Below are 25591 nucleotides of genomic sequence, written 5' to 3'. Positions count from 1 at the left end.
GCACAAAAATTAAATTCTATACGTATATTTAAATTAGAACGACTGTACTAATTAAAGGGAGGAGAATGTATTTGAATAAAAGGCATTATGATAGTGAGATTACAAAAAAAGAAATCATGGAGCATGCATCTCTTTTGTTTTCTCAAAAAGGATATAACCAAACATCTGTCGGAGATATTTCCAAGTCCTCTGGTTACAGTAAAGGACATATATATTATCATTTTACAAACAAAGAACAGCTATTTGTTCTCTTAGCGCAACAAACTATGCAAAATTGGTATGAAAAATGGATAGCAAAAGAATCTACTTATTCAACCGCAACTGAAAAACTATACAGCATGGCAATTCATGTCCTTTATAATTACCAAACGCCGTTATTAAAATCAGGTCAAGAGCTCGCTTCAAACCCAAAATCTAGTCCTGAATCGGTCCAGAAATTATTCGATTTATCAATTGTACCAATGAATACTTATCAAACAATTTTAAAAGAGGGGGTAGAAAAAAAGGAGTTCAAAGATGGTAATCTAGACGAATGGACTATATTGCTAGGAACTTGGCTTGGGGGATTATGTCAGCTCACGAATACACATGAGTTGAAAACACTAGAACCGCTGTTTAATCAAGCGATTACAATCTTTTTAGAATCAATAAAAGACGGGGGAAATGAAAATGAAGATTGGATTAATCGGTGATAGTTTAACTGAAGGTCGTCCAGGAGTGTCCTTTGTGAACATATTAAAACGAAAATATCCAAGTATCACATTTTTAAACCTTGGTAAACCAGGGGAAACGGTTAAAAGTTTGCATACACGATTAACGAAAATCAAGTTGGAATTAAATTTTGATTTAATCTTCCTTTGGATTGGTGCTAATGATGTTTATTCAAAACTGTTAAAAGTGCAAGCTCAACCAATTGTAGAAGACCATCGAGAATTTAATAATTATTTCAACAAAATACTGAATATAGTCATTCCTTTTTCAAAGTACGTTGTTGTAGTTTCACCAGCAATAGTGGGAGAAAATTTAAAAAATCAATCAAATTACGAGTTAAAGGGGTTGTCTACTATTATTGAAAATATATCGAGTCAATTTTTAAATGTTAGTTTTCTGGATATGCAATCAGTTTTTGAGAAACGGTTGGCTAACGCGAACAGTTCAGACTATATCAGCACAAGTGTTATGACTGTAATGAAGGATGTGTTTCTTTATAAGAATCCAATTCGAATTGATCGATTATCCAGTAAGCGAGGTCTTCATTTGACTTTAGATGGTATTCATCTAAATAGCAATGGTGCTTTGTGTGTGGCAGAAGAATATGCATCTATGATAAATCAACTTTTATTCGATAGCAGTGGTACCATTCAGTCACAAAAATAGAATAATTTATGGGGGGAACTGGAATGGGAGAAAATAAAAAGATTGCTATTGTAACAGGCGGTGCCTCAGGGATTGGCAGAGCCATTTGCAATGAATTATCGTCTCGAAATGTATTTGTAGTTATCGCTGATATTAATGAGAGAGAAGGAAAAGCGTTTGAAGGAAAGCTTAACCAAGACGTTTTAAATTCTAGGTTTACGTATTTAGATGTTACTGATTACAATTGTGTAGAACATGTAATCGAAGAGATATATGAAGAATTTGGAAGGCTAGACTATCTATTTAATAATGCTGGAATCTCTATGTACGGTGAATTGTATGATATGTCGTTAGAAAACTGGAAAGAAATTGTTGATATCAATTTATGGGGAGTCATTCATGGTACTCAAATGGGATATAAAATAATGAAAGAACAAGGGTTTGGACATATTGTCAACACGGCATCTGCTGCAGGTCTTGGTCCATCTCCAATAGCTTCGGCCTACTCTACGACTAAACATGCTATTGTAGGTTTAACAACCTCCCTTCATTTTGAAGCGGAAGAGTTTGGTATTAAAGTGAGTACGCTTTGTCCGTCTTTCGTTGATACTCCAATATTTGATGCTGCAAAAGCAATAAATATCGATAAGTCTGCTATAACTAAACAAATGAAAAAACACAAGATGATGTCTCCTCAAAAACTTGCGAAAATTGCTATTAATGGAGTTCATAAAAATAAACCTATAATATGCCCAATGCCACTACGTAAAACAATGGATGTCATATTTACAATATTCCCCCCAATGCATAATGCATTAGCGAGGTTTGTTTGTAAAGTGGTTAGAGAGGCCAAAGGTTCAACTGGCTAATTTTTATGATCCCTCGCAAAATAATCCAACAAAACTGGTTAAACCTTCGCTATTTAGTTAAGAAATAAATTCAATTTGTTATGTAAAAAAATCAACCAAATGTTATTTTAGTCCGTTGTTAAAATGAGACCATTAATAAGTTGGTTTCATTTTTTTATCCAAAAATAATTATAGAAATAGAAGTATTCAATTTCTTGTCTAATTAGGAGGATATAAAAGTCCAAACTTCTGTTGATTTTTTTCGTGCTTATATTGATGGACATAGGAAAGGATTCCGCAAACATAAAATAATATTGACAACGAAAGATTACAAGTATAAATTCAGTTTCGGATTACGAATGTAATACAGAGGTTTGTAATTTTATCTTATGAAAGAATTACCTAAATTTTCGGAAGCTGAATTAGAAGTAATAAAAGTACTGTGGTCAAAATCTCCACAAAAGGTAAATGAAGTGATTGATGTGTTGGAGATGAAAATGGATTGAAAACCGAAATCGATTTGAACACTAATTTATCGATTAGTTCACAAAGAAGCAATTGCTTACCATCAAGATAATGGGGCGTATGTACGCTTATTATACTTTGGTTTCACAAGATAGTTATTTACAAGTAGAAACAAAATCTTTACTTAAACGTTTCTATGATACAGCATTTAAACCTTTGATTGTAAATTTCTTGAAATAAGAAAAATTGTCTTCAGAAGACATTAACGAACTTAAACGTATTCTGGATGAGAAAACTGAGGGAAATCAGAGGAAGGATAGATCATAATGATAGAAATGTTTATCTTCGTGTAATTAATTCAGTTCAGGTTGTCAAGCTGTGGAATTATTACAATCCTTTTCGTTTTTACCACCTCCTGAATTATACCAAAAAGTCTTGTTTTAATATATAATTTAATCGGAATATTAAATCAATTTGAGTCATCGATATATTAAATGCAAAAGGTAGGTAATTATATGATTCGTGAAGCTGAACCAAAGGACAGTAATGTAATTGAAAATCTATATAAAAAATTAGCACCACATAGCAAAAATATTAAGGTTTTACCAGAAAGAATTGAGCAGATAAGGAATGATTCTAATAATTTTTTGTTTGTCTATGAGGAAAGTGGTAACATCAAAGGAAGTATATTTATGACGTTTTGCCTTGATCCTGGATATCAATTTAGGCCGTATACTGTTTTAGAGTATGTGATTGTAAATGAAGATTTTCGAGGTAATGGGATAGGGGAAAAGTTATTGAAACATGTAGAACAGATATCAATTGCAAGGGGTTCCACAAGAGTTATCTTATTAAGTAGTGCTACTAGAATAAAAGCTCATAAATTCTTCACTAAAAATGGATACAATGGAACCAGAAGTAAGGGTTTCAAGAAGTATATATCAATTAATTAAATTTAATTTATAAGTGTTTTTTCTTAGAGTGTTTAGAAAGAATAACGTTTTTTGTACTTAGGGGTAGTGAAAATTCTTAAGTTGATGGGCATGTATAGTGCCCCCTACTATTAGATTCTCCAAAATAAATATCAAACCAATTATTTGTTACGTTCCTTTTACAATTTACATCTCCCATGTCTAGTACTACAAATGTATTCTTTGCAGTACTATTAGGTATACCAAGAGCTCTATTTGTATTGATAATAGTCCCTCTTGGAAATCTAGTCCAGAGTAAACATGGCTACATATACATGGATGTACTGCAGCAGTAGTATATTGACGTGGTGTTTGAGAATCCCTTAGGATATACAAATGTTAAAATTTGCGTGCTAGCCCCTATAATAAAATTCTATAAATGTTAATATATATTATATATGGTATATATTCGCTTTATGAAAAAGGGGGAATATTATGACTGAAACAAATAAATCTTCAGGAGTCTATTTAAAAGATGCTATGAAATTTTCTATTATAATCCCTGCACACAATGAGGAAAAGTATATTAGAAAATGTTTAGATTCGATTGCAAAAGCATCAGAAGCATATAAAGATCAAACTGAAGTTATAGTTGTTTTAAATCGTTGCACAGATAAAACAGAAGAAATAGCAAAGTCTTATAATTGTATTACATTAAAAAACAACGATAAAAACTTATCAAAAATTCGAAATGCAGGAGCCAAAATAGCTAGTGGAGAAATAATCATTACTATAGACGCTGATACCCAAATGACAGAATCTATGTTGTCTAATGTAGATAAATATTTAGCTTCAGGTAAATACATTGGCGGTGGGGTAACTGGGAAATTTGAAAGAATGTCTTTAGGAATATTCGTTTCCGCAATGTTATTAATAATCCCCTTACTTTTTAAGTATGGAGCTATATCTGTAGGGATTTTTTGGTGCTATAGAAAAGACTTTATGGCAATCAATGGATTTAATGAAAATATGCTTATGGCAGAAGATGCAGATTTTGCTAAACGGTTAAAAAAATGGGGAAAGCGAAATCATAAGAAATTCGGTACCATTAAAAATGGAATGATAACTTCATGCAGAAGATTTGATACATATGGAGACTGGGCTTTACTTAAAAATCCCAAAGTAATCTTAGCCTATCTAAGAGGAAATGATAAAAAATACGCAGATAAAACATATTATGATAACCAAGAAAGATAAAGGCGAAGAATACCAAACAAATCATCGTCAAGTGAACTAGCAAACTAAGATAAATTAAATTCAACCAAACCAAAAGAATCTTATTTATTTAGGATTCTTTTGGTTTGGTTGAATGTAGACCATTAACCATATGCTGGAGGTATCAAAAATAAAGGTGTGAAAGAACTATGAAACAGTACGCTAATGCTGAAGAATTTATTAAATCAATCGATAAAGCCTATAAGAAATTTATTGAAGAATTTAAGGTGATTCCTGAAAATTTGAGGAGTAAACATATCTCTGAAGTGGACAAAACTCCTTCTGAAATCCTTTCTTATCAATTGGGGTGGATTAACTTGTTATTATCATGGGAAAAAGACGAACAATGTGGACTTGACGTACAAACACCTACTCCGGACTACAAATGGAATAACTTAGGTGGGCTTTATCAATCTTTTTATGAGCGATATGGTAGGTTAACCTTAAAACAGCAGGAGGAAGAATTAACAAAGTTAGTTCAAATGTTAGTCGATTGGATAAGTGATCTTTCTGAAGTAGAATTATTCCAACCAGAACAAAGAAAATGGGCTACAACAAAAGCAAAGTGGCCTATTTGGAAATGGGTGCATATCAATACAGTTGCTCCATTCACGAATTTCAGAACTAAAATACGAAAATGGAAAAAAACAGTCTTATAAGTGATTTAAGAAAAGTAGATATCCAGACATTTAGACGAAAGGTATTAAAGTCTATTTTATATATATTGGTTAGTTTCAGAAAAATATGGATTTACAACGTTAAGGAAATTCCAATATTAAAAAAGCCTAACTTCTCAATTTAATGTGAAGAAATTAGGCTTTTTTAATTTAGTGATGAAACCCATTATCACATTTCGTATCATGTGGCATAGGCCCATCCAGGGAATCAAGAAAGGCAACAGTCTGTTTGAGGTTTCTCAAAAATAAATGCGCAAGATCCATGGAAAATCCATTTCGAACCACAACGCGCATAATCGTCACCGTTTCTAGATTTGGAGGCAATGGATAGGCGGGTACTTGCCAACCGAACACACGCAATTGTCGAGATAAATCATAAAGATTCCAGTTTGATGTGTAGCCATCTTTCAGTCGCCAAGCGAAAACCGGAATATCCGAACCATCGGACAAAAGTTCGAACGGTTCCATCTTCTGAATGGCCTTGCTTAGAAAAAGAGCGACTTTCTGTGAAGCCTTTTGAACATCATAGTACCCCTTTTTCCCTAAGCGTAAATAATTATAATATTGCAGGAGCACTTGTGCGCCTGGACGAGAAAAATTCAGAGCAAAGGTCGGCATGTCTCCGCCCAAATAGGAGACATGGAAGATTAGATCTTCAGGGAGATCTTCAGCTTCCCGCCAAATTATCCAACCCAATCCAGGATAGACTAATCCATATTTATGTCCGGATACATTGATGGACTTCACCCTTGGTAATTGAAAATCCCAGACTAAATCTGGTTGGAGAAATGGTGCTATAAATCCTCCCGAAGCTGCATCCACATGCATGGGAATGTCAAGACCAGTCTTCGCCTGTAAATCATCCAACGCTTTCGAAATTGCGGCAACCGGTTCGTAAAGACCGGTATAAGTTTCACCGAGAATCGGTACTACACCAATCGTATTTTCATCCACGGCTGCGAGGACCCCCTGAGGATCCAATTGAGGATGTTCAGGGCTAACCTTCACATAGCGTGGTTCAACCTCCCAATAATTCGCGAATTTTTCCCAAACGACCTGAACAGCAGAACTAAACACAATATTAGGACGATCTACCGGCTTCCCTTCGCTTTTACGTGCATTTTGCCAGCGTCGCTTTAAGGCAAGCCCACCGAGCATACATGCTTCTGACGATCCAGTTGTTGAAACGCCCATAGTCGTAAGGGGGCTGGGCGAATGCCAGAGGTTGGCTAAGATACGGACACACCGCTCCTCAATTTCAGCTGTCTGTGGATATTCGTCCTTGTCAATCATGTTCTTGTCGAATGATTTTGCATATAATTGCTCTGCGGTAGGCTCCATCCATGTACTAACAAAAGTTGCAAGATTCAGGCGGGCGTTGCCATCAAGAGCAATTTCATCATGGACGATTTGATATGCTGTTTCTGGTAACATGCCTTCATCAGACATATGAAAGCGTGGAACGACGGATTCTCCTTCGCGGGCAAACAAAGGATTTACAGAAAATTCGTGAGGCAGCTCTTTTTGCATGTGAAGTGGTAGAGATTGTGAATTATCTGGCATAATAACTTTTCTTTCGTATGTATCGTTTTGAACTTCTGCTTTTCGATCCTGTGGCATAAAAGCCCCCCTTAATTAAGTTTTTAACAAACATATTATTTACAAAAAATCATTTGTTAAACCAAGGGGACATAAAGCTTCAAGCACTTTTCTATCAATCTTTATTTCAAAGCAACACGGAACCCTATGGTTATAATTCAAAGGAGTGAATAGTCGATTCATTCCTTACTGAAACTTACCAAGCACTTTCTGGTCAATGAGGACATGTAACGTTCCTTGATTCAGATTGCAGCGATCCTGGTCTGGAGGGAAGGACTGTCGTACTGTGGTTCGTCAGCTTAAACGCGGATTTCGGTATAATTCCGATGCCGAGGCTGGCTTTCTGACAAATCTCGTGGATCAGTTGGTCTAATCAGCAGTAAATGACCAGGGGTTGCTCGCGCAGCTCTTCGAATTATTGTTTTATGCCTTATTCAAGTTGTGAAATTCATTTTTTAATGTTAATAAATCGGAATATTCTTTCTGCTATTTCTACAGTTGTAATCTATTTACATATAAGGTTATAAGGATTATATTGGCAATGTAAGTGAAAACAATAGATGGAAGGGGATGTTTTTTATGTTTAAAAAAGCAGCACTAGGGATTTCATCGTTAGCAATCACAGCGTTTGTAGGATTAGGAATGGCAACAGAGGCTTCTGCCGGACCAGCAGCACCACTTACTTCATTAAACGTCGTACAAGTAGAATCTGAACTGGGCGGAGTAGAAACGATCAACCAGAACAGCTTTAGCACATCACGTAATCACGGAGGAAAATACTTATATATTACCACGAAAGAAATGGGATATGGCCAAAACCCATTTGCTAAAATGAATGGATCTAATGTAAAAAGTATTGGATCCACTATAATTGGTGGAAGACCAATCGTTGGCTGGTATTATAAATGGGATGCTTCTGGGCACCAACAAGGAACATTTGAGTACCAAAAGACATCTATAAATGCACCATTTAATACAATGCGTACATCAATTTATATCCAATAGTTTTGAAAGCGTTCGCACATTTAAATAGTCAAAGAAAAGGCACTCCTAGGAGTGCCTTTTCTTTGACTTGAACCATGTTCATATATATATTCCCATCCCATAAAAAACACTTCCTATAAAAAAGGAGGGAGAAGGTGTCTTTTATTGAAGTTTGTTTATAATAGCTTTTTAACTTGTTAGGGGAAATCATAAAGGGGATTAGTAATTTCTTTGATCATTTTTATTTTCCTTATAGTATTGGACTTATTGTATTAGAAAATTTAAATTTTGAAAGGGGAATCAATAAATATGAGTAAGAAAAAAGATACGTGCCTATCAACTTAAGGATAGAAATTAAATGGGTTTTTGTTTAAATAAACTAAACAAAGGGGTGTTCTTTATGTGTACTAGTTTGACATTACAGACAAAAAACGGTCAACATCTTTTTGCAAGAACGATGGATTTTACATTAGATTTCAATCAAGAAGTAATAATAGTTCCTCGAAGTTATCGATGGAACAATATAACTGGTGAAACCATCGAAACGAAACAAGCAGTTGTGGGGATGGGGATTAACTATCAAGGAAGGGTCATTCTGGCAGATGGAGTAAATGAAGCAGGTATGACATGTGCAACGCTCTATTTCCCAGGTTTCGCCACTTATAATGAAAGTATAGATGACAGTAAAACGAATCTGGCTCCATTTGATTTTGTGGCTTGGAGTCTCACGCAGTTCAATTCTATTGAAGAGTTAAGAAAGTCTGTTGATAGTATTTCTTTTTTGGATGTACCATTACCTATTTTAGGACTTACTCCGCCACTACATTGGATTATAGCGGATAAATGGGGAGAATGTATTGTACTAGAGCCGACAACTGAGGGGCTAAAAGTGTATGACAATCCGTTAGGGGTAATGACCAATAGTCCAGAGTTTAACTGGCATCTACAAAATTTAAGACAATATATTGGACTTAGATCGCAGCCCTATGAGCCTACACAATGGGGGGATTTATCATTAAGTGCTTTTGGACAAGGTTCAGGTTCAATAGGGCTTCCGGGTGATTTTACCCCACCATCAAGATTTGTGCGGGCAGCATATGGCAAACAAAATATCCAAGATATAGATAACGAAGAGGAAGGGGTATCGGCCATTTTTCATATCTTATCAAATTGTGAGCTTCCAAAAGGTGGAGTGATAACGGAAGAAGGTACATTAGATAATACCATTTATACAAGCGCAATGTGTATGGAGTCGGGTATATATTATTATCATACCTATGATTGTAGACAAATTATAGCCATACATCTATTTCATGAAAATTTAGATACAGATGAAATTAAAACTTATCCATTTCAGCGTAAACAACAGATTTTTTATGAAAACTAATCGGAACCCTGTAAACAGTGTACAGATGATAGACTATATCATTTCTGTTGTCTAGTTTACTAAAGTATTACTAAAAAGGAAGGATGATACCACATGTTAGGAATAGAGGGTAAAAAAAGAGGATTTTAAGGCATTATTTAAAGTGAAATAGATAATTTAAAGGAGGAATTTAAATGGATGCAAGGAAAGAACGCATAAAATATGAGAAGATGTCAAAGAACTATAACCGTATTTATTTCGTTTCTCCTATTAATTTTATTTGTTTGTAGTAGTGTGGTTATCATAGGAGTTATAGAAGGAAAATATGTAGTGTTTTTATTGTTGGTCATTTTACTTAACGCACGTATTACTAAAGAATCTCAAAAAGCATGAGCACTATTCTAATCAAGGGCGTATTTAAAATGATACATATCCTGAAAGGAACAAACTAGATGTACATTCAAGATACCCCTATATCATCATCTATTAACTAGTAAAAGTAACTCTATATAAATAGTTTTTTAGCAATTTAGGAATAGAAACCGTACCTTATTAAAATGTTATTTCCGTTCCTATAATGAATTATCCTTCTAGCATATATATAAGATTTATATCATATATTAGGAGAAAGAATGAAAGTTAGAAGGGAGTCTTATAGAATGAGTTATTTGGAGGGAAATGACTTTAGTGAACAAAATATGGTAAGTGTGCCTAATCCCTACGTATATCAGACATTACAATCAGTAATTGGTAAACATGTGGTTATTGAAACTGTAAGAGGTAATGTAAGAGGAAAGTTAAAGGATGTGAAACCAGATCACTTGCTCATTGAAGATACGGTGCCATATATTGTACGGATTCAACAAATTGTATGGATTATGCCAAAACAATAATCAAATTACGTGTAATTTGATTTATAACAGATTAGCGTCATAGGCCACCAAATAAAAACACAGGGTTTTATCTCTGTGTTTCTTCAAATTTTCGTTTTTGAATATATGCTTGGGCATGAATAATTTCTTCCTGAAGCTCTTTTAATTCTTTTATAGATTCTGATTCAATAGCCATGTAAGTAGTAACTAAACTGATCATCATATCCATCTTCTCTACTATATTTTGAATGACCTGTTCAGATTGCTCTTTTTTAGGGTGTTGTATTGCTATTAAAGCATTTTCTATATAATTGTTCTTTCTTTGCTGGATATCATAAATAAACTGTTTTGTGTTTGAGTTCATTTGCTATTCCTCCATTTTGGATATACTTCTATTCTATCATATTCGAATGGAAAATATTAGATTATCCTAAATATACACCTGTCTCGCACATCTCCTCAAATATACAAACTAATCCTTTAATGTAAAGGAAGCTAAGAAAAATTTTTATAAAGAAAAAGCCGATTTCCCTACAAATTAAGGGTATCGGCTTTTGTTCATATTCTTTTACTTAATCAATTTCTGACATAAAACTTATAATAATAACAGTACTTTTACTAGCTAGAAAAGGGTTGATACTGTACATTTTAAAATATCAATTAAGCACTAATATTTTGGTTATGCACCGTTTCACCTTTATGGGAAACATAACTGTGTGCTATCATTCCTAGCATTATTACAAACATGCCACACCAAGATAAAATAGAGGGGAATGAAGAATGTAATAAGATTAGTTCTCCAATAACAGCAAAAAGCACCTCCATAGATTGTGTTGCTTCAACAGTTGCAAGTTGCTGCATATCTCCTTTAACCATATCAGTCGCTTTAAAAAATAAGATAGTTGCAATTACACCAGAGCAAATAGCAACTAAAATAGATTGCATAGTTTGCTCCTTACTAGGTATTCCTGCTGTAAAAAGACCGTACAAGGATAATAAAAACCAAAATGGTAAGCTAGCTAACGTCATTCCAAGGACACGTTGATAAGCATCTAGACGATCTCCACAAACCTCCATCATCTTACGATTCCCGAGTGGGTAAGCAAAAGAAGCTACAATAACAGGGATAATACCTAACATAATATCTTTTACAGCAAGCGATTTTGCTTGTTCCATTTGCATAAGGAAAATACCAAGAAGAATAATCAATGACATACTCATACCCTTCATTGGAATTTTTCCTCTTTTCTTAATAATTCCATCTGGTGTTTGATAGGTTTGGATAAAAAGAGGAGCTAACAAAGATCCTGATATAATAGTAACTTGCCATGTCCCCGCAATAATCCATCCTGGTGCATGTGCAAAACATAATGGAGCATAAAATAGACCAAAACCTACAAAACTCCATAAAAACCATGCACTTAAATCCTCTCTCATAACTTGTAATAATACTTTTAATTTTTTTTGACTCATAACAAGAAGTAAAAGGAATGGAAGCATAAAAATAAACCTTAATGAAGCACTCCATATCCAGCTACCACCTGATAATTCCATTGCTCGATTTAATATAAATGTAAAAGCAAAAAAGAAAGCAGCACATACACCTAAAAAAATAGGGCGCAAATTTCTCATCTCAATCTGCCTCATAAGTCATTAATTTCTCAAGACTTAACCAGTTTTGTTCTACAAGATGCGCTGTTGTTTCGTTATCTTTATTTTTGCAAGCCTCTATAATTTGCTGATGTTGTTCTACTGACTTTAGACCATTTATCGAAGTGAACTGAGAAATTTCGAGACGTTGAATCTTAGATATACTTCGTTCTAACGCACGAATGATTTCAGGATTTCCTGCCACATCTAAAAAAACATTGTGGAATAGCTCGTCAGCTTCAATTGATTTTATAATATCTTTTTTCTCAATAGATAATAGTAAAGCCTTATTACTGAACTCTAATTCTTGAATATCCGATTCTTTTAATAATGGTACTGCTAAACGAGCAGCTAACGAGTGTAAAACTGCTACCACAGTAAATGCGTGTTTCGCCTCCTCAATATTTAATGGTGCAACACGAGTAACTGAACCTGGAATAGATTCAACAAGTCCTTCATCCTCAAGACGCTTCAACGCCTCTCTAACTGGAGTACGGCTAATTCCAAATTCTTCTGCTAATTCTTTGTCATTTAAGCGTTGCTCTGGTTGCAACTCTAATGTAACGATTGCTTTTTTCAAAGTTTGATATACTTCATCTCTAAATGACATACGTTTAATGGGTTTAATAATATCTTTTTTCATAAAACCAATATATCGGATATTGGTTTTATGGTCAACTCTAATTTTCCAATAAAATATACTCGATTATCAAATTCTAAAAACGAACGTTTAAGGAACTCTATTTAGTTCTAACAAAACTTAAAAAATACGGTCAAAAACTAGTTCTAAAGATCATTGCCAAAAACAAAGTATCATAACAAACATCAAATACCGTTTAAGGAATCTTCTTAACGTATGAAAAAATCAAGTTCTTTAAAGAAATAAATCCTTAGCCTACGAAATTCGCGTTTTATTGGTAGGACTCTCTAATTAATTCGCTTAATGGATTCGATCTCGTCTATTTTGGATACTATTTTATGTGAAATGGAGATATTATTTTTATTTCGGATAGATTTCTTGCGAAATATGTATCTAGAGCCGTATTTTAATTTAAATGTGATACGATAATTGTATATACATTTAGATGGTAAAAGGGGATGAGTGTTGATGAAAAACCATACAATGATAAACGGAAAACTCCTTCAGACTAATAAAAAGTGGCCACATCTCCGAAAAAAACAAAAAGATTATATTTCTAATTAGTTATGTATGGAATACATACAGTTTGTAAGAACGCAACATCGAAAACCTAGAAAATACGAACATGATGAGATTCTTCATAAAGTGATGAATCAAATACAGGAATGTGAAATTTGGATTCCGTACGGTGAAGTGAAAAAATACTATGTAAGCAAAATAGGAAAATGGTTTAGAAAAATAGAAGATGGGTGGGAAATACAAATAGATAACAATGAGCAGCAAGTATTAAAAGAAAAGTAAATACAAATAGGGGGCGTATTTTATGTATAACTTACAAGAAGATATGTATGAACAATTGAAAGAGAAAAAAGGGGAAGTTACTGTATTTTTAAAGAATGGCTTTCCAGTACGTGGGCAGATCCTTGCAACAGATAAATTTGCCTTCCTAATGATGGTTCATGGTAAGCAACAACTAGCCTATAAGCAAGTAATTTCAACAATTCTTAAGTAATTCTTTTTCCTTTTTTCGAGAGAAGAGGAAAAAACACAAAAAAATAGAAGATTGAGATCAATCTTCTTTAAAAAAGGAACAGATGACAGATTACTACTCCAACTCTTAATCAATTATAAATAAGCACATGTAAATATTCAATCCATTCCAAGTTTTCTCAACATCTTTGTCTTATTTTTAAATTATAATATAAGTAATTCTTTTTATTATTATATGTTTGTTCTTTCCTGTTACAGAATCCTTAAGCTATTAAGGATTCCTTTTCTTGTATCTAAAATCCAAAAATAAAAAGATAAGATTCGGAAACACAATCTTATCTTTAGCACAAGGAGTAAACAAAAGGATAACGATCATATTGTTAGTATAATTTGTTTTTTTGTTAATTTTGAATATTAGAGCTGTAACTAACAAGTATATTTATATTGAGAAATTTATTACAAAATTAGTTATAAATGATTCAAAACTCCAATGTAAACTTTTATTTTATTGAAGCTTATTCCACAAACACACCCGTTTGTTCATTTTTATTGTTTGAAAGCCATACTTTTTATATTGATTCATTTATTGGAAAAACCGAAAGTTTTAAACTCTCTCTATTACATATTTATTTTTGGAAAAATAACCTAACTCCAAATACTAATAATACTGTGCCAGTAATACCCTCTATTGTACGGTTCACCTTTTCTTTTCTTAAAAAAGTTCTTAATTGACGTATTAGAGAAATATAAAATAAATACCATATTGCTGTCAAAGTCGTAAATGTGAATCCCAACAAAAGAAATTGGAAGAAATGACTTTGATTACTCACAATAAATTGGGGTAGAAAACTAAGGAAAAATACAGCCGTTTTTGGGTTTAAGATTGCCGTGGTAAATCCTTGTCTAAAACTTTTAACCGTTCCAATATCCTTAGAGTTTATTTCCACTGAACCTGATATATCTTCTTTTTTAGAAAAGGCACTTTTAATTGACTTTACAGCTAAATAAATTAAATAAAATGCCCCAGCATATTTTATTAATGTAAATAGCATAGCAAATTTCATTAAGATAGCAGAGAGTCCTAGTGTAGCCATTATTGTATGAATCATCATTCCAGATACCGTTCCTAAGACGGTCTTTATCCCACCATTTCTACCATGAGAGATAGTGTTTTTTGTAACTAAAGCAAAACCGGGACCAGGCATCATTATAATAAGGAGTGCTGTTAGGATAAATAGCAAATAATTTTCCATGTTCTGGTGTTTCCTTTCTGATTTTTAGTTTCGCTTATAGTATAGCTTTTTTCCTTAAAACATTAAATATAAAAAGTATAATCAAGATAGTATCATAAACTTTCAAGGTGTTGTAATTGAATTATAGAGGGCTTCACTTGAATAATGTTCTTCTGTAAATGAGCGTTTTAATGGAATGCCAATTACATAAATAATCAGATTTTTGTATGAAAGGATAACTCAATTTAATAAATTAAGATCGTTTTTTAATTACTTTTTCTCGGAACACTCTTAATTTTCTTTCGTCTATCGAGGGTATTAGTATCGACTTGACCAAACATTATCCAAAAACTACATTGATAAAACACACAGCAAAGCTATGCATACATTTTCTTTAGACAATTAGCTAAATATCATATAAGCTGTAATTTTATGGGGATATAATAGCTGATTTTAAAAGTAATTGGAAATAAATGTGAGTCTATGGCCTGTTTTTACACGTATCTTGGCTATACCCCATGTTGATATAAAGGCGTTATCCTTTCCTATGATTTCTCAGAAAGAATAACGCCTTTTTCTTTTTAGGGGGTATTTTGTCTAGTTAGCTTGATAGCGTGGTTCTACCCCTTATAAATGTTACAAAAATCTTTCAAATAGCTCTAACTTGCACAATGCTTCCCGTTAATATAATACGCTGATTCTGTGAAAACCGTAAATACAACCTCTACTTCTGGAAGTCCAAAATCCATTATATATGTAGTAATAGCCTTGGCAACTCGATCACGAATTTCCTGTCCACGCTCGAACCATTTCACTTCAATAAGAGGAAACGCTTCTATTTCTTCTCCATTGAATACAAACGTAGAACTTGGTAGTTCCAACGTAAAATTATCCGTATCACACTCACAAATCTCTGCGAGCTCTTCTACTAATGGCTTGCTTATGTGTTTTAATTGTTCAGTAGTAATTCCACGAAACACAACATGCGGCATGTGAATCCCTCCGTTAGATAGCTTTATATTTGCTCACATCATAGCACAATTTATTTTGCTACACTAGAATCTATTGATACATTTCAATGACATTCTTAAGAATGATTATATATTATTGAAGCAATACAAGTATTGTAACTATTTAAAATTGAGACATCTAATTCATCATACTGGTGGACTAGTTGATTATATGGCATTGGCTGGAGCAGAAAATATTGAATTTACTGATATATTAACTGTGGAAGAATCGCTAAAACACCTTAATGGGCATCAAATTGCAAGGTTCCCTGTTGGCACAAAATTTGAGTATAGCAATACAGGATATTTTTTATTGTCACTAGTGGTAGAGAAGGTAAGTGGCAAGTCCCTACGTCAGTTTGTAAAGGAACGTATTTTTGAACCTTTACACATGAAAGACACAGCGATTGTGGATTGCTACCCAACTACTATTTCAATTGCTAGTGGATATTCGAGGAATGAGCAAGGAACATATAAAATCTATGAAAGCCCTTGGGAACATACAGGGGATGGGGCAGTTCATACAATAGTTGAAGACCTGGTAAAATGGGGAGAAAATTTAACTACAGTTACCGTTGGTGGAAAAAATCTCGTTAAAAGAATGAGCGAAATAGGTCCGAAAATTTCTTCAACTGGGGATACAATTATTGACAATGAAGATTATGCTTTTGGGTTAAGGCTTGTTGAAGGTTTTAACTTTCGATACTTGGAACATTCAGGAAGTTGGGCAGGTTACCGCTCACACTTCATGCGGTTTCCAAAAGAATATTTGTCTGTTGTGGTACTAAGTAACTATGATGAATTTGACTCTAAAAAATATGCTAATGAAATAGCAGGAATTGTTTTAGAAAAATAAAAAATAGGGCTTAGAAGACAGTATCTGAATTTGGTTAACCACACGTTGTTTTAGGTGTAATTGATTTTGAGAACGGAAGGCAAGCATAAATTTATGCTTGCCTTTTTTCGTATTAAAATGAACATAGATATTTGTATTCATACAGTTAAAAAATTAATTAGAAATTCTTTAAATATAGATTACTCAATGAGGTTGAATGTAATATTTTTCTAAAAAATATTACATAATATATATTCTAATTATTAGACTTAATTTTGTTGAAAATTGAAATATTAATTAATATTCCTATTGCTATTAAATTAACCATTAAAGAGCTTCCACCAAAACTTACAAATGGAAATGGGGTACCTGTAAGAGGAAATAGTCCTGTAATACCACCTAAATTTACAACAGATTGCATACCGATCATACATCCTATACCAATCGCTATAAAACTGCCGAATGGATCTACACATAATTGTGCAATTTTTAAGGAGCGAAGTACTATAGTCAAAACTCCAGCCAATAGAATAAATACACCAATAAATCCTAGTTCTTCAGAAACTATTGCCATTATAAAATCAGTGTGTGGTTCTGGAAGATAACCTGTTTTTTGTATACTATTTCCAAATCCACGACCAGTGATTCCTCCAGAGCCAATGGCAATAAAAGAATTTACAAGCTGGTATCCATTTCCTTGCGCATCAACAAAGGGATTGAAAATCGTAGTAATACGTATCTTTTGAACTTCTGATAAACTATATTGAATCAAATAATATAAAATAGGTAACCATAAAATAGAACCGATGGTAGTTCTTTTGATTAGTAGATTTATATTTATTCCTGAGCAAAGAAATATGCTAAAACCTATACCTAATATTAAAAGTGCAGATCCTAAATTTGGTTGTTTAAAGATAAGAAAAAAAATTGTAGCTAAAAAAAATAAAAGTTTTCCCATACTACTCCAGTTATTTTTAGCTTGTTCTTGTCGTAGTGCAAAAAAACGGGCTGTTACAAGTATTGTTCCTAATTTAAGAAATTCAGCTGGCTGTATTCCAAAGATCCATGATTGAGCATTATTTACCACTTTTCCTTTCCATAAAACCATAATTAATAAAAAAATCCCCCCAACCATAATACAGATAGAGATTATTCGTTTTTTCCATATTTCATATGGGAGTAAAGCACAAACTATTAACCCTATTGTTCCTAAAAGTAGCTTTGTTAATTGAGAATCAACAAAATGTCTACTGTTATAACCATAATGTTGGACAGCGACAATGGAGCTTGCACTATACATCATGACAATACCTAAAGTACATGTTATGAATAGAGGAAGGAGCAATAGATAATCGAGTTTTAATATTTTTTTCATTTTAATATCCTCCTGATTTAAAACAAAACATAATATTACATTTGCTAATGAATAGAATCTTGTTCTCGTCAATTAATAAATATGACTTGTGTTTAGGAAGATTCTATCGCTTACTCCCTGTTTTTTTTACGCAAAAATCCCCCTAGTATTTAACTAGAGGGATTTAAAATGGCATGACTAAATAAGGCTTTTCTCCCCCTAGTAGAGCTTTGGCACTATACAACGTAAAGTAATGAAAATTCATTACTTAGCTATCTTAAGAAGAGCCTTAATCCGACAATTCCTGTTCTACCCATTGGCGTCTTTCGACATTTTTGGGCAATAGCCTGTGTTTGTATAGGAGCCTCACCTAACAGGTTCAGCAATATAAATTTTATGTATTTGTTTCGTGTGGCAAGCATAAATATATTTTTTTTGATTGTCAAGTAACCGTATTGCTAATTTTATATATTTTATTGTTTTATAGCCCTTTGAGAAATGATGTACGAAAATGTATGTAATCATTTCGTATAAATACATATTTTCGACTTGTAGTGTATAGTTCGATTAAGTAATTTAATCATATAAATTTGATAAATGGTAAAGAAGATTTTAATCATAAAAGAAGATTTTTTTAAGAATGTTCTTTTGATATACAGAATGACTAATTATTCATCTTCTGTTATAAAGTTGGAATTTGATTAAAAACAATAAGGTTCATATGTTTTATAACGTTTGTTCGAATTAAATCTATTTGAATTCTATGTTTTTTAAGAGGAATTTTAAATTTATAATAAAATATAATTTCATTTTCTATAAAAGATTTTTTATGAATGGAATTGAAAGTCAGTTGACAAATATTAAATTCTGGTTTAAATTTTGAAGTAATTCAATAAGCTTTGTTAGGTGAGGCTCCTGTATAGAGAAACGCTGCTGCCCAAAAATGTCGAGAGACGCCAATGGGTCAACAGGAACGGTCGGATTAAGGCCCTTCTTAATGTAGCTGGTTATAAAAACCTATGCTATACAGTGCTAAAACTCAACGAGGGAGTGGTATACGATTTGATAGAAAGGCACCTCTGTGATTTTGGCAGAGCTGTCTTAATAATCATTTATTTGTATTGTAAAAAACCTTTACTCCTTTTTGAGTAAAGGTTTTTCTGTTTAATGTTATTTGTTTTATCTTGTCTATATTCAAAAAGGAGGTAATTCTAACTAATGAATTGATTGCAATGTAACTGTTATTGATCTAATAAAAAATTTAAGACAGATAAAATAAAACAAAACCGCTCATGAAACTCTAGAGTCTCCCTTAGCAATATGAGGAGGAGTTAACATGAAGAAATTATTAAAGGAATTACTTATAACCAAAAATAATTTGGATGCAGAGCAAGTTTTACGTTTTCCGTCGTATGATGTTGCGCAAGAAGTAAAAAGGTTTTCAATTGAAGATCAAGTCATATTGCTAGATACGATTCCTGTATTAAAAAGCTCTAATATTCTTCAATATATGAGTGCAGAAGAAAAATATAATATCTTAATTCACTTATCTGAAAACAAAGCTAAAAAGTTACTAAATTTACAACCGATTGATGAATTAGTAGATTTACTTCTAGCGGTTCATCCTGAAAAACAAGCTAAATTAATGGCGCATCTAGATAAAATTACAAAACATAACGTAAAAAAATTGATGACTTTCAAACCTGAAACGGCAGGAAGTCTTGTCACAAGTGATTTTGTTGCAGTTAGAGGAAATTGGTCAGTAAAAATGACATTGAAGTACATTAGGGAACATTCTGAAAATGTAGAATCAATATCTTATAGTTATGTTCTTGATAGTCATGGTTATCTTGAGGGAATCGTTTCCATACATGAGTTATTACTAGCAGCAGATGAAGAGATATTATCTACTATTATGATTCAAGAGGTAATTTCAGTACAAGCTGAAGTTGACCAGCAAGAAGTTGTAAAAAAGCTACTGAATTATAATTTAGCAGCAATACCTGTAACAACAGTAAATAATAAAATGATTGGTATTATAACATTTGATGACGTAATGAATGTTATGGAAGCAGAAGCTACAGAAGATATTCAAAAGTTAGGCGGAAGTGAACCGTTGAATCAATCTTACTTTGAAGCTAGCATTTGGAGCATTTTCTTAAAACGTCTACCATGGTTATTACTTCTTTTTGTTGCTGAGGCATATACAGGTACAGTATTAAAGTATTTTGAAGACGAAATTGAAACTGTAGTTGCTCTTGCTTTCTTTGTTCCGTTATTAGTAGGTACTGGTGGGAATACAGGAACACAGGTTGTAGCAACAATTACTCGTGCAATCGGTATTGGAGAGGTCAAATTTAAAGACATTTTCCGTGTAATGAAAAAGGAATTTGCAATAGGTATGCTTCTCGGACTTGCACTTGGAATAGCTGGGCTCACTCGTGCTTATATGTTAGGAGTTGGAACAGAAGTTGCACAAGTTGTAGCAATTACTTTATTATTTATTGTTATTTGGGCCTCTCTTGTAGCAGCTGTTTTACCTTTAATTCTAAGAAAATTAAAACTAGATCCTGCAGTTGTTTCAGGTCCATTTATTACAACATTTGTTGACGGAACAGGATTAGTAATTTATTTCATGGTTGCAAAAACGTTATTAAATTTATAAAAATACACTAAAAAAACGAAATTCGGAATAAGTATTTTGCCTGAATTGCTAAAGTATAGTGGGGAATTCAGGCATGAGGAAATCAAACACTTTTGTATTTAGATAAATAATATTTTAATGGATTTATTGAATGTAATGAATGCTGGAGGATAAAACTATGAAACATCTCAGAAAAATCTTCAAACGAATTTTGCTTCTATTGTCTATTTTCATGCTTATTGGCATAGGCATATTATTTGGTACTAGCTATGGTCGAGAGCTTCGCATAACAATGGCTGGGAGTATACTAACTTCTCAGCATCCGCAATATGCGAAATATACATTCCTATCCCAAAAGGAACTAGATAAATTGCAAGATAGAATTAATCATCCGAAATGGTCAAATAGTGATGAGCATATTTATAAAAAAATAGCAGGAAAAAGATTAGAAGAATTTAAAAATCAGCCATTAGAAATTGATGTAGAAACGATTAAAAGTAACAAAAATAGTCGCTTTCTTTTTGAAGGGAAATTAGTTACTATTAGTAATCCCTTCAATGTTAAACTTGTTAGCCATCAAGGAACACAGGGCGCTAACAGAGGAGAAAAAATTAGCGTAATGGCAAAGCGTAATCATGCACTTGTTGCTGTGAATGCAAGTGGATTTGCTGATGAAACAGGAAGAGGTGGAGGAAATGTTGCAACTGGAATAGTAATAGAAAATGGGAAAGCTATTGATACGAATATGGATAGAAATACCCCTACAATTATTACGGGTTTAACAAAGTTTGGACAAATGATAACAGGAAATTATTCTACCCAACAACTTTTGGATAAACAAGTTGTTTCCGCAGCTGGATTTATGCCACAGTTAATTGTTAATGGAGAAAAAATGATTACAGAAGGAGACGGTGGTTGGGGCTCTGCTCCGCGAAGTATTATGGCCCAAAAAGAAGATGGTACAATTATGTTTCTAGTCATTGACGGTAGACAGACGCATAGTATAGGGGCTACGTTAAAAGAGTGTCAAGATATTCTATATGAAAAAGGTGCTATAAATGCAATGGCTATGGATGGAGGTTCTTCTGCTACCCTATATTTAGGGGGGAAAGTTATAAATTCGCCTTCCACATTATCTCATGAAGATCGTTATTTACCAAATGCTTGGGTGGTAACAGCAAATTCGAAGCAAAAATTAAAGATGACAATAGATGGGGTAAAGATAAATCCCAAAACATTAGATGAAATTGGTACAAATATATAAAATAATTTATGAATTGCCTATATAAAGGAATATTTTCACTTTAAAATAAACAACTAATAATTGCACCTAAAGTAAAATCAACATGAAACTATATTAAATGGGATTATATTGAGGAAAATTAAGCTTCAAAACCGTAGAACGTATGGATGTATAAAATTTGCGAAATGATGTCAGTACACAAAACAGAGAAAGAGAAATGGAAATAACACTAATCTATTTGATAAAATTCACAAATAGATTAGTGTTATTTTTAATACAGTTACATTTTCAGATTCTATTAACCCGAAAGCACATCTAATTTCAACTATTGAGATTTTTCATTAACTTGCTTCCATCAGATCTGCCTAATGCTGTACATGCATCTCAATTGGAAGATGTTTTTTTCTTTATGAATAGAAAAGTTCTTGATCTAATTTAAGTTACATGAAAAGCTATATATTCAAAATAGGAGGGGTAATACCGTTAAGGAGATCCCAAGAACTTAATCCAAAAGAATATTCGAAATGCGGATAATCAACTATGGTAGTAAAGCGTCCACCCCAAGTTAAACCAAGCTTCTCTCCTATATATCCCATTTGCTTGAATTTTTTGATGTCACCCCAGGGTATAGAGTTATTGTCGTAAGGTGCAGCATCAAAAGCTAATCCCCAATTGTGATATGATTCCCCGCCTCGAGCATTTGTAACCTTTTTACCCGGTTTCCATCTACCTAAAGAAAATAACCTATCTTGTTCACTCCAACTCCTAAACACCGAGTATATTCGAACATCTAAGCCATTAGTTTTTGTTAATTGAAGAAATTCATTAGCCAACATCTCCACATATGGATGTAAGGATTGTAAATGATTAGAGCTAGTATAAAATTCAGATTGAGAATTGGGATTAAATAATTTGTGGCGTGTTCTCGGTGTAATATCTCCAGAAGGGTATAAATGTTGCTCTTTTTGGTATTCTTGTGTGGCTTGGGTAGTTGATAAACCAAATACTCCATCAAGTTGTCCAAAATAAAACCCTATAGATTGTAACTTCTTTTGTATTAATATTACGTTCTCAAATAATGATTTCCAAGTATTAACTTCTACTATCCCATTAGGCTTTAATTTAGTTTTGTCTTGGAAAATTTTTGTGCATTTAAGTGTTTTTTCATCAAAAAAGCCGGTAATTGCAGGTTTCTCGTAGCTTACTCCCAAGCCAATTAAATTTAATTGGAGTACGGTTACGTAGTAGCCTGTGGAACCTAATTTAATAATGGGTAAATTATCCATATTTCACCCCTTGATTTTGGAATACTGTTACTTATTATAGTTAGATTGAACTTTAATATGACAGGTACTAATCGTAAAAAATAAAATCAATTTTATTAAAGTTACTATATTTGAATGTTTGTAAGAAGTTTTTTCCCCTCATAAAATATAGATTTTAAAAGAGTAATTTAAAAAATTCCGTTATGAATCAACTGAAATCTTCAATTCATAACTTTTTTGTAATAGACAAATATAAATTTGAATTACATAAAATTACCTTTATAAATAAGGTTATTTGACTTTTATAGTATGTAACAAAAGTGTAACTAGATTAACCTTTTGGATTGAAGGAGTTTTTCGGGTAGATTAGCAGGAAGTGGTCAAGTATTAATAGAGTAGTCCATACTTATTTTTAAAAAAATCTATAGAATCTTTAAAGAAAATAGGCAATTATATGATTTCAAAAAAATAGAGTTGAGCATAATATCATGGATAAAGGGCCTTTTTATTTTGTTTATATACGAGAGTTTTAATATAAATAGGATTTGATGAGAGGAGAGATGAATTTGTATAATTATCCACCATATTCTTCAGGAAATTCTAAACCACCACATTCTATAGCAGGAGTGAGTGATGAAGGTCAGGAAGCTTTTTATCGGCAACCAAGCGGAAAGATATTTGCAAAAATATATGAAAAAGACACAGAAAGACCGATTAAGGGTGTCAAAGTATCAATTTATAAAATGACAAATGAAGGGCGTATTTTAGCTTCCCGACAAAGTGAGGTTATTACTTTATATACGAATGAATTCGGTGAAACAAATACAGTTGCCTTGCCTACGCCCCCTAAAGAGAATGCGAGCGATCCTTTAGGATCTAAACCTTATTCAGAATATGCAATTTCCATTGAAGCTGCAGGTTATGCACCTGTAGTACTGCGCGGTACACAAATTTTTGAAGACGTTACTGCTGTTCAGAAAATGGAACTTATACCCATTAGTGGAACGGATGGACGGGATTCTGTTGAAATAATTGATATTCCGGAACATACATTAATCGGACAATATCCCCAGCAGGAATCCCAACAGGAATTACAAAAAGAACTTGAGGCACAACAAGAGATAAGAGAAGATAGTGATAAGGATAGGGATAGGGATATTGTAATACCTGAATTTATTATCGTTCACGATGGTCATCCAAATACACCTGCACGAAATTACAAAATGAGATTTAAAGATTATATAAAAAATGTAGTCGCTTCTGAGGTTTATCCGAATTGGAAAAAAGAAGCATTGTTAGCTAATGCTCTTTGTATAATGACTTTTACATTAAATCGTGTTTATGTAAACCCTTTTAAAGGAAAAGGATTCGACATCACAAGCACTACACAGTTTGATCAAAAGTATACTCATGGGAGAAACACCTATGAATCTACTGATGATGCAGTGGATGAGGTATTTAAGCAATATCTTGCAAAGCATGGAGAAAATACACCATTTTTTACACAATATCGTGATGGTAAAAAACAAACATGCCAATTTGCTAAACGGCCAGGAATGCTATATCAATGGGGAACATACTGCCTGGCAGAAAAAGGCATGAGCCATTTGGATATTTTGAAACATTACTATAAAGATATTGAAGTCCGTTTAGCGGAATTTATACAAGTCGTTAAATCTTTCCCTGGGAAAATTTTGAAGGAAGGAGATCAAAATCTTGCTGTTGAAACCATTCAAAAATATTTATACCATATAAGAAAAAGATATACAGATATTCCTGAAGTAAGAGTAAACGGTACGTACAATTCAAGTACTGCAAATGCAGTTAAGGCTTTTCAAAGGCAGTTCCAACTTCCTGAAAATGGAGCTGTAGATGAGGTAACTTGGAATAAAATGAATGATATGTATGTGTATGTTACAAATCTCCCTGGCATGTATCCTATTTTGCAGAATGGCAGTCAAGGAGAACTTGTAAGGAGATTACAAAATTTATTGAAGGACTATGGTTTTTATGAAGGACAATTAGATGGTTTTTTTGGACTTGGAACTGAAGTATCAGTGAAAGAGTTTCAGAAGATAAAAAGTTTTACTGTTACAGGAGTAGTGCGTAAGGAATTATGGATGGTCCTTGAAGCGATAGAATATACTATGGGAACTTCCCGTGGGGCTTTAACAAGCAATTCAATTCCGCAGCAAACGAATACAGGATTAAATCTTAAAACACAAGCGCCTTCTCAAAATCAAAACCCAGTGTCTATTTATCCCCCTTCTATGACAAATGTGTCCAATTATCAACAGACACAATCATTCTACAATAATAATAGATATTATCCCTTTTCTTAATTAGTGATGTATGTGAAAGAAACAAGTAGTAAT

The 25591-nt window shown here is 33.0% G+C and carries 21 protein-coding genes, 4 pseudogenes and 2 riboswitches; of the genes and pseudogenes, 17 read left to right on the top strand and 8 right to left on the bottom strand.

Annotated elements, in window-relative coordinates:
• Nucleotides 1–71: 71 nt before the first annotated feature.
• The 7 genes and pseudogenes from ACZDYH_RS27820 (at nucleotide 72) to ACZDYH_RS27790 (ending at nucleotide 5514) form a co-directional block, all read left to right on the top strand.
• Entirely contained in the window at nucleotides 72–692 is a 621-nt protein-coding gene (locus ACZDYH_RS27820; protein WP_434714917.1) for a TetR/AcrR family transcriptional regulator, read from the top strand.
• On the top strand, nucleotides 670–1377 hold the full coding sequence (locus ACZDYH_RS27815; RefSeq protein ID WP_434714918.1) for an SGNH/GDSL hydrolase family protein: 708 nt from the start codon (nucleotides 670–672) through the stop codon (nucleotides 1375–1377). Before ACZDYH_RS27820 ends, ACZDYH_RS27815 begins: the two co-directional genes overlap by 23 nt.
• Before the next feature lie 23 nt (nucleotides 1378–1400).
• Nucleotides 1401–2225 carry an SDR family NAD(P)-dependent oxidoreductase gene (locus tag ACZDYH_RS27810; RefSeq protein ID WP_459070541.1) on the top strand — a complete coding sequence of 275 codons (825 nt, stop codon included), beginning with the start codon at nucleotides 1401–1403 and terminating at the stop codon, nucleotides 2223–2225.
• Nucleotides 2226–2593: 368 nt separating this feature from the next.
• Nucleotides 2594–2996: pseudogene (locus ACZDYH_RS27805) on the top strand (BlaI/MecI/CopY family transcriptional regulator).
• A 188-nt stretch (nucleotides 2997–3184) separates the two neighbouring features.
• On the top strand, nucleotides 3185–3622 hold the full coding sequence (locus ACZDYH_RS27800; protein ID WP_434714920.1) for a GNAT family N-acetyltransferase: 438 nt from the start codon (nucleotides 3185–3187) through the stop codon (nucleotides 3620–3622).
• Between the two features lie 453 nt (nucleotides 3623–4075).
• Complete coding sequence (locus tag ACZDYH_RS27795; protein ID WP_434714921.1) at nucleotides 4076–4837, top strand: glycosyltransferase; 762 nt, start codon at nucleotides 4076–4078, stop codon at nucleotides 4835–4837.
• A 167-nt stretch (nucleotides 4838–5004) separates the two neighbouring features.
• On the top strand, nucleotides 5005–5514 hold the full coding sequence (locus ACZDYH_RS27790; protein WP_434714922.1) for a ClbS/DfsB family four-helix bundle protein: 510 nt from the start codon (nucleotides 5005–5007) through the stop codon (nucleotides 5512–5514).
• Nucleotides 5515–5682: 168 nt separating this feature from the next.
• Here ACZDYH_RS27790 and gad read toward each other — a convergent pair whose 3' ends face one another.
• Nucleotides 5683–7152, bottom strand: coding sequence for a glutamate decarboxylase (gene gad, locus ACZDYH_RS27785; protein WP_474887696.1), 1470 nt, complete (start codon nucleotides 7150–7152; stop codon nucleotides 5683–5685).
• A 558-nt stretch (nucleotides 7153–7710) separates the two neighbouring features.
• Here gad and ACZDYH_RS27780 point away from each other — a divergent pair.
• The 4 genes and pseudogenes from ACZDYH_RS27780 (at nucleotide 7711) to ACZDYH_RS27765 (ending at nucleotide 10374) form a co-directional block, all read left to right on the top strand.
• Nucleotides 7711–8136 carry a DUF4879 domain-containing protein gene (locus tag ACZDYH_RS27780; RefSeq protein ID WP_000472918.1) on the top strand — a complete coding sequence of 142 codons (426 nt, stop codon included), beginning with the start codon at nucleotides 7711–7713 and terminating at the stop codon, nucleotides 8134–8136.
• A gap of 379 nt (nucleotides 8137–8515) precedes the next feature.
• Nucleotides 8516–9502: a choloylglycine hydrolase gene (gene bsh / locus ACZDYH_RS27775; RefSeq protein WP_434715079.1), complete on the top strand. Its 987-nt coding sequence runs from the start codon at nucleotides 8516–8518 to the stop codon at nucleotides 9500–9502.
• Between the two features lie 173 nt (nucleotides 9503–9675).
• A pseudogene (locus ACZDYH_RS27770) lies at nucleotides 9676–9902 on the top strand (hypothetical protein).
• Between the two features lie 238 nt (nucleotides 9903–10140).
• On the top strand, nucleotides 10141–10374 hold the full coding sequence (locus ACZDYH_RS27765; protein WP_002068860.1) for a YuzF family protein: 234 nt from the start codon (nucleotides 10141–10143) through the stop codon (nucleotides 10372–10374).
• A 67-nt stretch (nucleotides 10375–10441) separates the two neighbouring features.
• Here the strand turns inward: ACZDYH_RS27765 and ACZDYH_RS27760 are convergent, their stop codons facing one another.
• From ACZDYH_RS27760 to ACZDYH_RS27750, 3 genes are all read right to left on the bottom strand, one after another.
• Nucleotides 10442–10717 (bottom strand): hypothetical protein, encoded by a 276-nt coding sequence (locus tag ACZDYH_RS27760; RefSeq protein WP_149214548.1) that lies wholly within the window; start codon nucleotides 10715–10717, stop codon nucleotides 10442–10444.
• Nucleotides 10718–11013: 296 nt separating this feature from the next.
• Nucleotides 11014–11985 carry a DMT family transporter gene (locus ACZDYH_RS27755; RefSeq protein ID WP_474887694.1) on the bottom strand — a complete coding sequence of 324 codons (972 nt, stop codon included), beginning with the start codon at nucleotides 11983–11985 and terminating at the stop codon, nucleotides 11014–11016.
• A 1-nt stretch (nucleotide 11986) separates the two neighbouring features.
• Entirely contained in the window at nucleotides 11987–12646 is a 660-nt protein-coding gene (locus ACZDYH_RS27750; RefSeq protein WP_149214546.1) for a GntR family transcriptional regulator, read from the bottom strand.
• 465 nt (nucleotides 12647–13111) lie between these two features.
• Here ACZDYH_RS27750 and ACZDYH_RS27745 point away from each other — a divergent pair.
• Together ACZDYH_RS27745 and hfq are read left to right on the top strand one after the other, a co-directional pair.
• A pseudogene (locus tag ACZDYH_RS27745) lies at nucleotides 13112–13444 on the top strand (transposase).
• 22 nt (nucleotides 13445–13466) lie between these two features.
• The gene (gene hfq, locus ACZDYH_RS27740; RefSeq protein WP_149214545.1) at nucleotides 13467–13655 is read left to right on the top strand and encodes an RNA chaperone Hfq; all 189 of its coding nucleotides are present in this window, start codon (nucleotides 13467–13469) and stop codon (nucleotides 13653–13655) included.
• A gap of 604 nt (nucleotides 13656–14259) precedes the next feature.
• On the opposite strand, the gene ACZDYH_RS27735 is transcribed toward hfq, so the two are convergent.
• Nucleotides 14260–14886 carry a LysE family translocator gene (locus tag ACZDYH_RS27735; RefSeq protein ID WP_434714925.1) on the bottom strand — a complete coding sequence of 209 codons (627 nt, stop codon included), beginning with the start codon at nucleotides 14884–14886 and terminating at the stop codon, nucleotides 14260–14262.
• A 638-nt stretch (nucleotides 14887–15524) separates the two neighbouring features.
• The gene (locus tag ACZDYH_RS27730; RefSeq protein WP_434714926.1) at nucleotides 15525–15857 is read right to left on the bottom strand and encodes a DUF1904 family protein; all 333 of its coding nucleotides are present in this window, start codon (nucleotides 15855–15857) and stop codon (nucleotides 15525–15527) included.
• 145 nt (nucleotides 15858–16002) lie between these two features.
• Here ACZDYH_RS27730 and ACZDYH_RS27725 point away from each other — a divergent pair.
• Nucleotides 16003–16731 (top strand): annotated as a pseudogene (locus tag ACZDYH_RS27725) (serine hydrolase domain-containing protein); the annotation flags it as partial.
• 235 nt (nucleotides 16732–16966) lie between these two features.
• Here ACZDYH_RS27725 and ACZDYH_RS27720 read toward each other — a convergent pair.
• Nucleotides 16967–18085 (bottom strand): FtsW/RodA/SpoVE family cell cycle protein, encoded by a 1119-nt coding sequence (locus ACZDYH_RS27720; RefSeq protein WP_434714927.1) that lies wholly within the window; start codon nucleotides 18083–18085, stop codon nucleotides 16967–16969.
• A gap of 187 nt (nucleotides 18086–18272) precedes the next feature.
• Nucleotides 18273–18449, bottom strand: a riboswitch (M-box (ykoK) riboswitch).
• Nucleotides 18450–18955: 506 nt separating this feature from the next.
• Nucleotides 18956–19121: riboswitch (M-box (ykoK) riboswitch) on the top strand.
• A 279-nt stretch (nucleotides 19122–19400) separates the two neighbouring features.
• On the opposite strand from ACZDYH_RS27720, the gene mgtE reads away from it, so the two are divergent.
• Both mgtE and ACZDYH_RS27710 read left to right on the top strand, forming a co-directional pair.
• A complete protein-coding gene (gene mgtE, locus ACZDYH_RS27715; protein ID WP_434714928.1) occupies nucleotides 19401–20729 on the top strand; it encodes a magnesium transporter in 1329 nt (442 codons plus the stop codon).
• Between the two features lie 157 nt (nucleotides 20730–20886).
• The gene (locus tag ACZDYH_RS27710) at nucleotides 20887–21972 is read left to right on the top strand and encodes a phosphodiester glycosidase family protein (protein ID WP_434714929.1); all 1086 of its coding nucleotides are present in this window, start codon (nucleotides 20887–20889) and stop codon (nucleotides 21970–21972) included.
• A 431-nt stretch (nucleotides 21973–22403) separates the two neighbouring features.
• Here ACZDYH_RS27710 and ACZDYH_RS27705 read toward each other — a convergent pair whose 3' ends face one another.
• On the bottom strand, nucleotides 22404–23237 hold the full coding sequence (locus ACZDYH_RS27705; protein WP_434714931.1) for a peptidoglycan-binding protein: 834 nt from the start codon (nucleotides 23235–23237) through the stop codon (nucleotides 22404–22406).
• Between the two features lie 545 nt (nucleotides 23238–23782).
• On the opposite strand from ACZDYH_RS27705, the gene ACZDYH_RS27700 reads away from it, so the two are divergent.
• Complete coding sequence (locus tag ACZDYH_RS27700) at nucleotides 23783–25558, top strand: peptidoglycan-binding domain-containing protein (RefSeq protein WP_474887689.1); 1776 nt, start codon at nucleotides 23783–23785, stop codon at nucleotides 25556–25558.
• Nucleotides 25559–25591 lie beyond the last annotated feature (33 nt).

The organism is Bacillus sp. EB V-12 (assembly GCF_056158125.1).
This window is presented reverse-complemented; position numbering and strand designations above follow the sequence as displayed.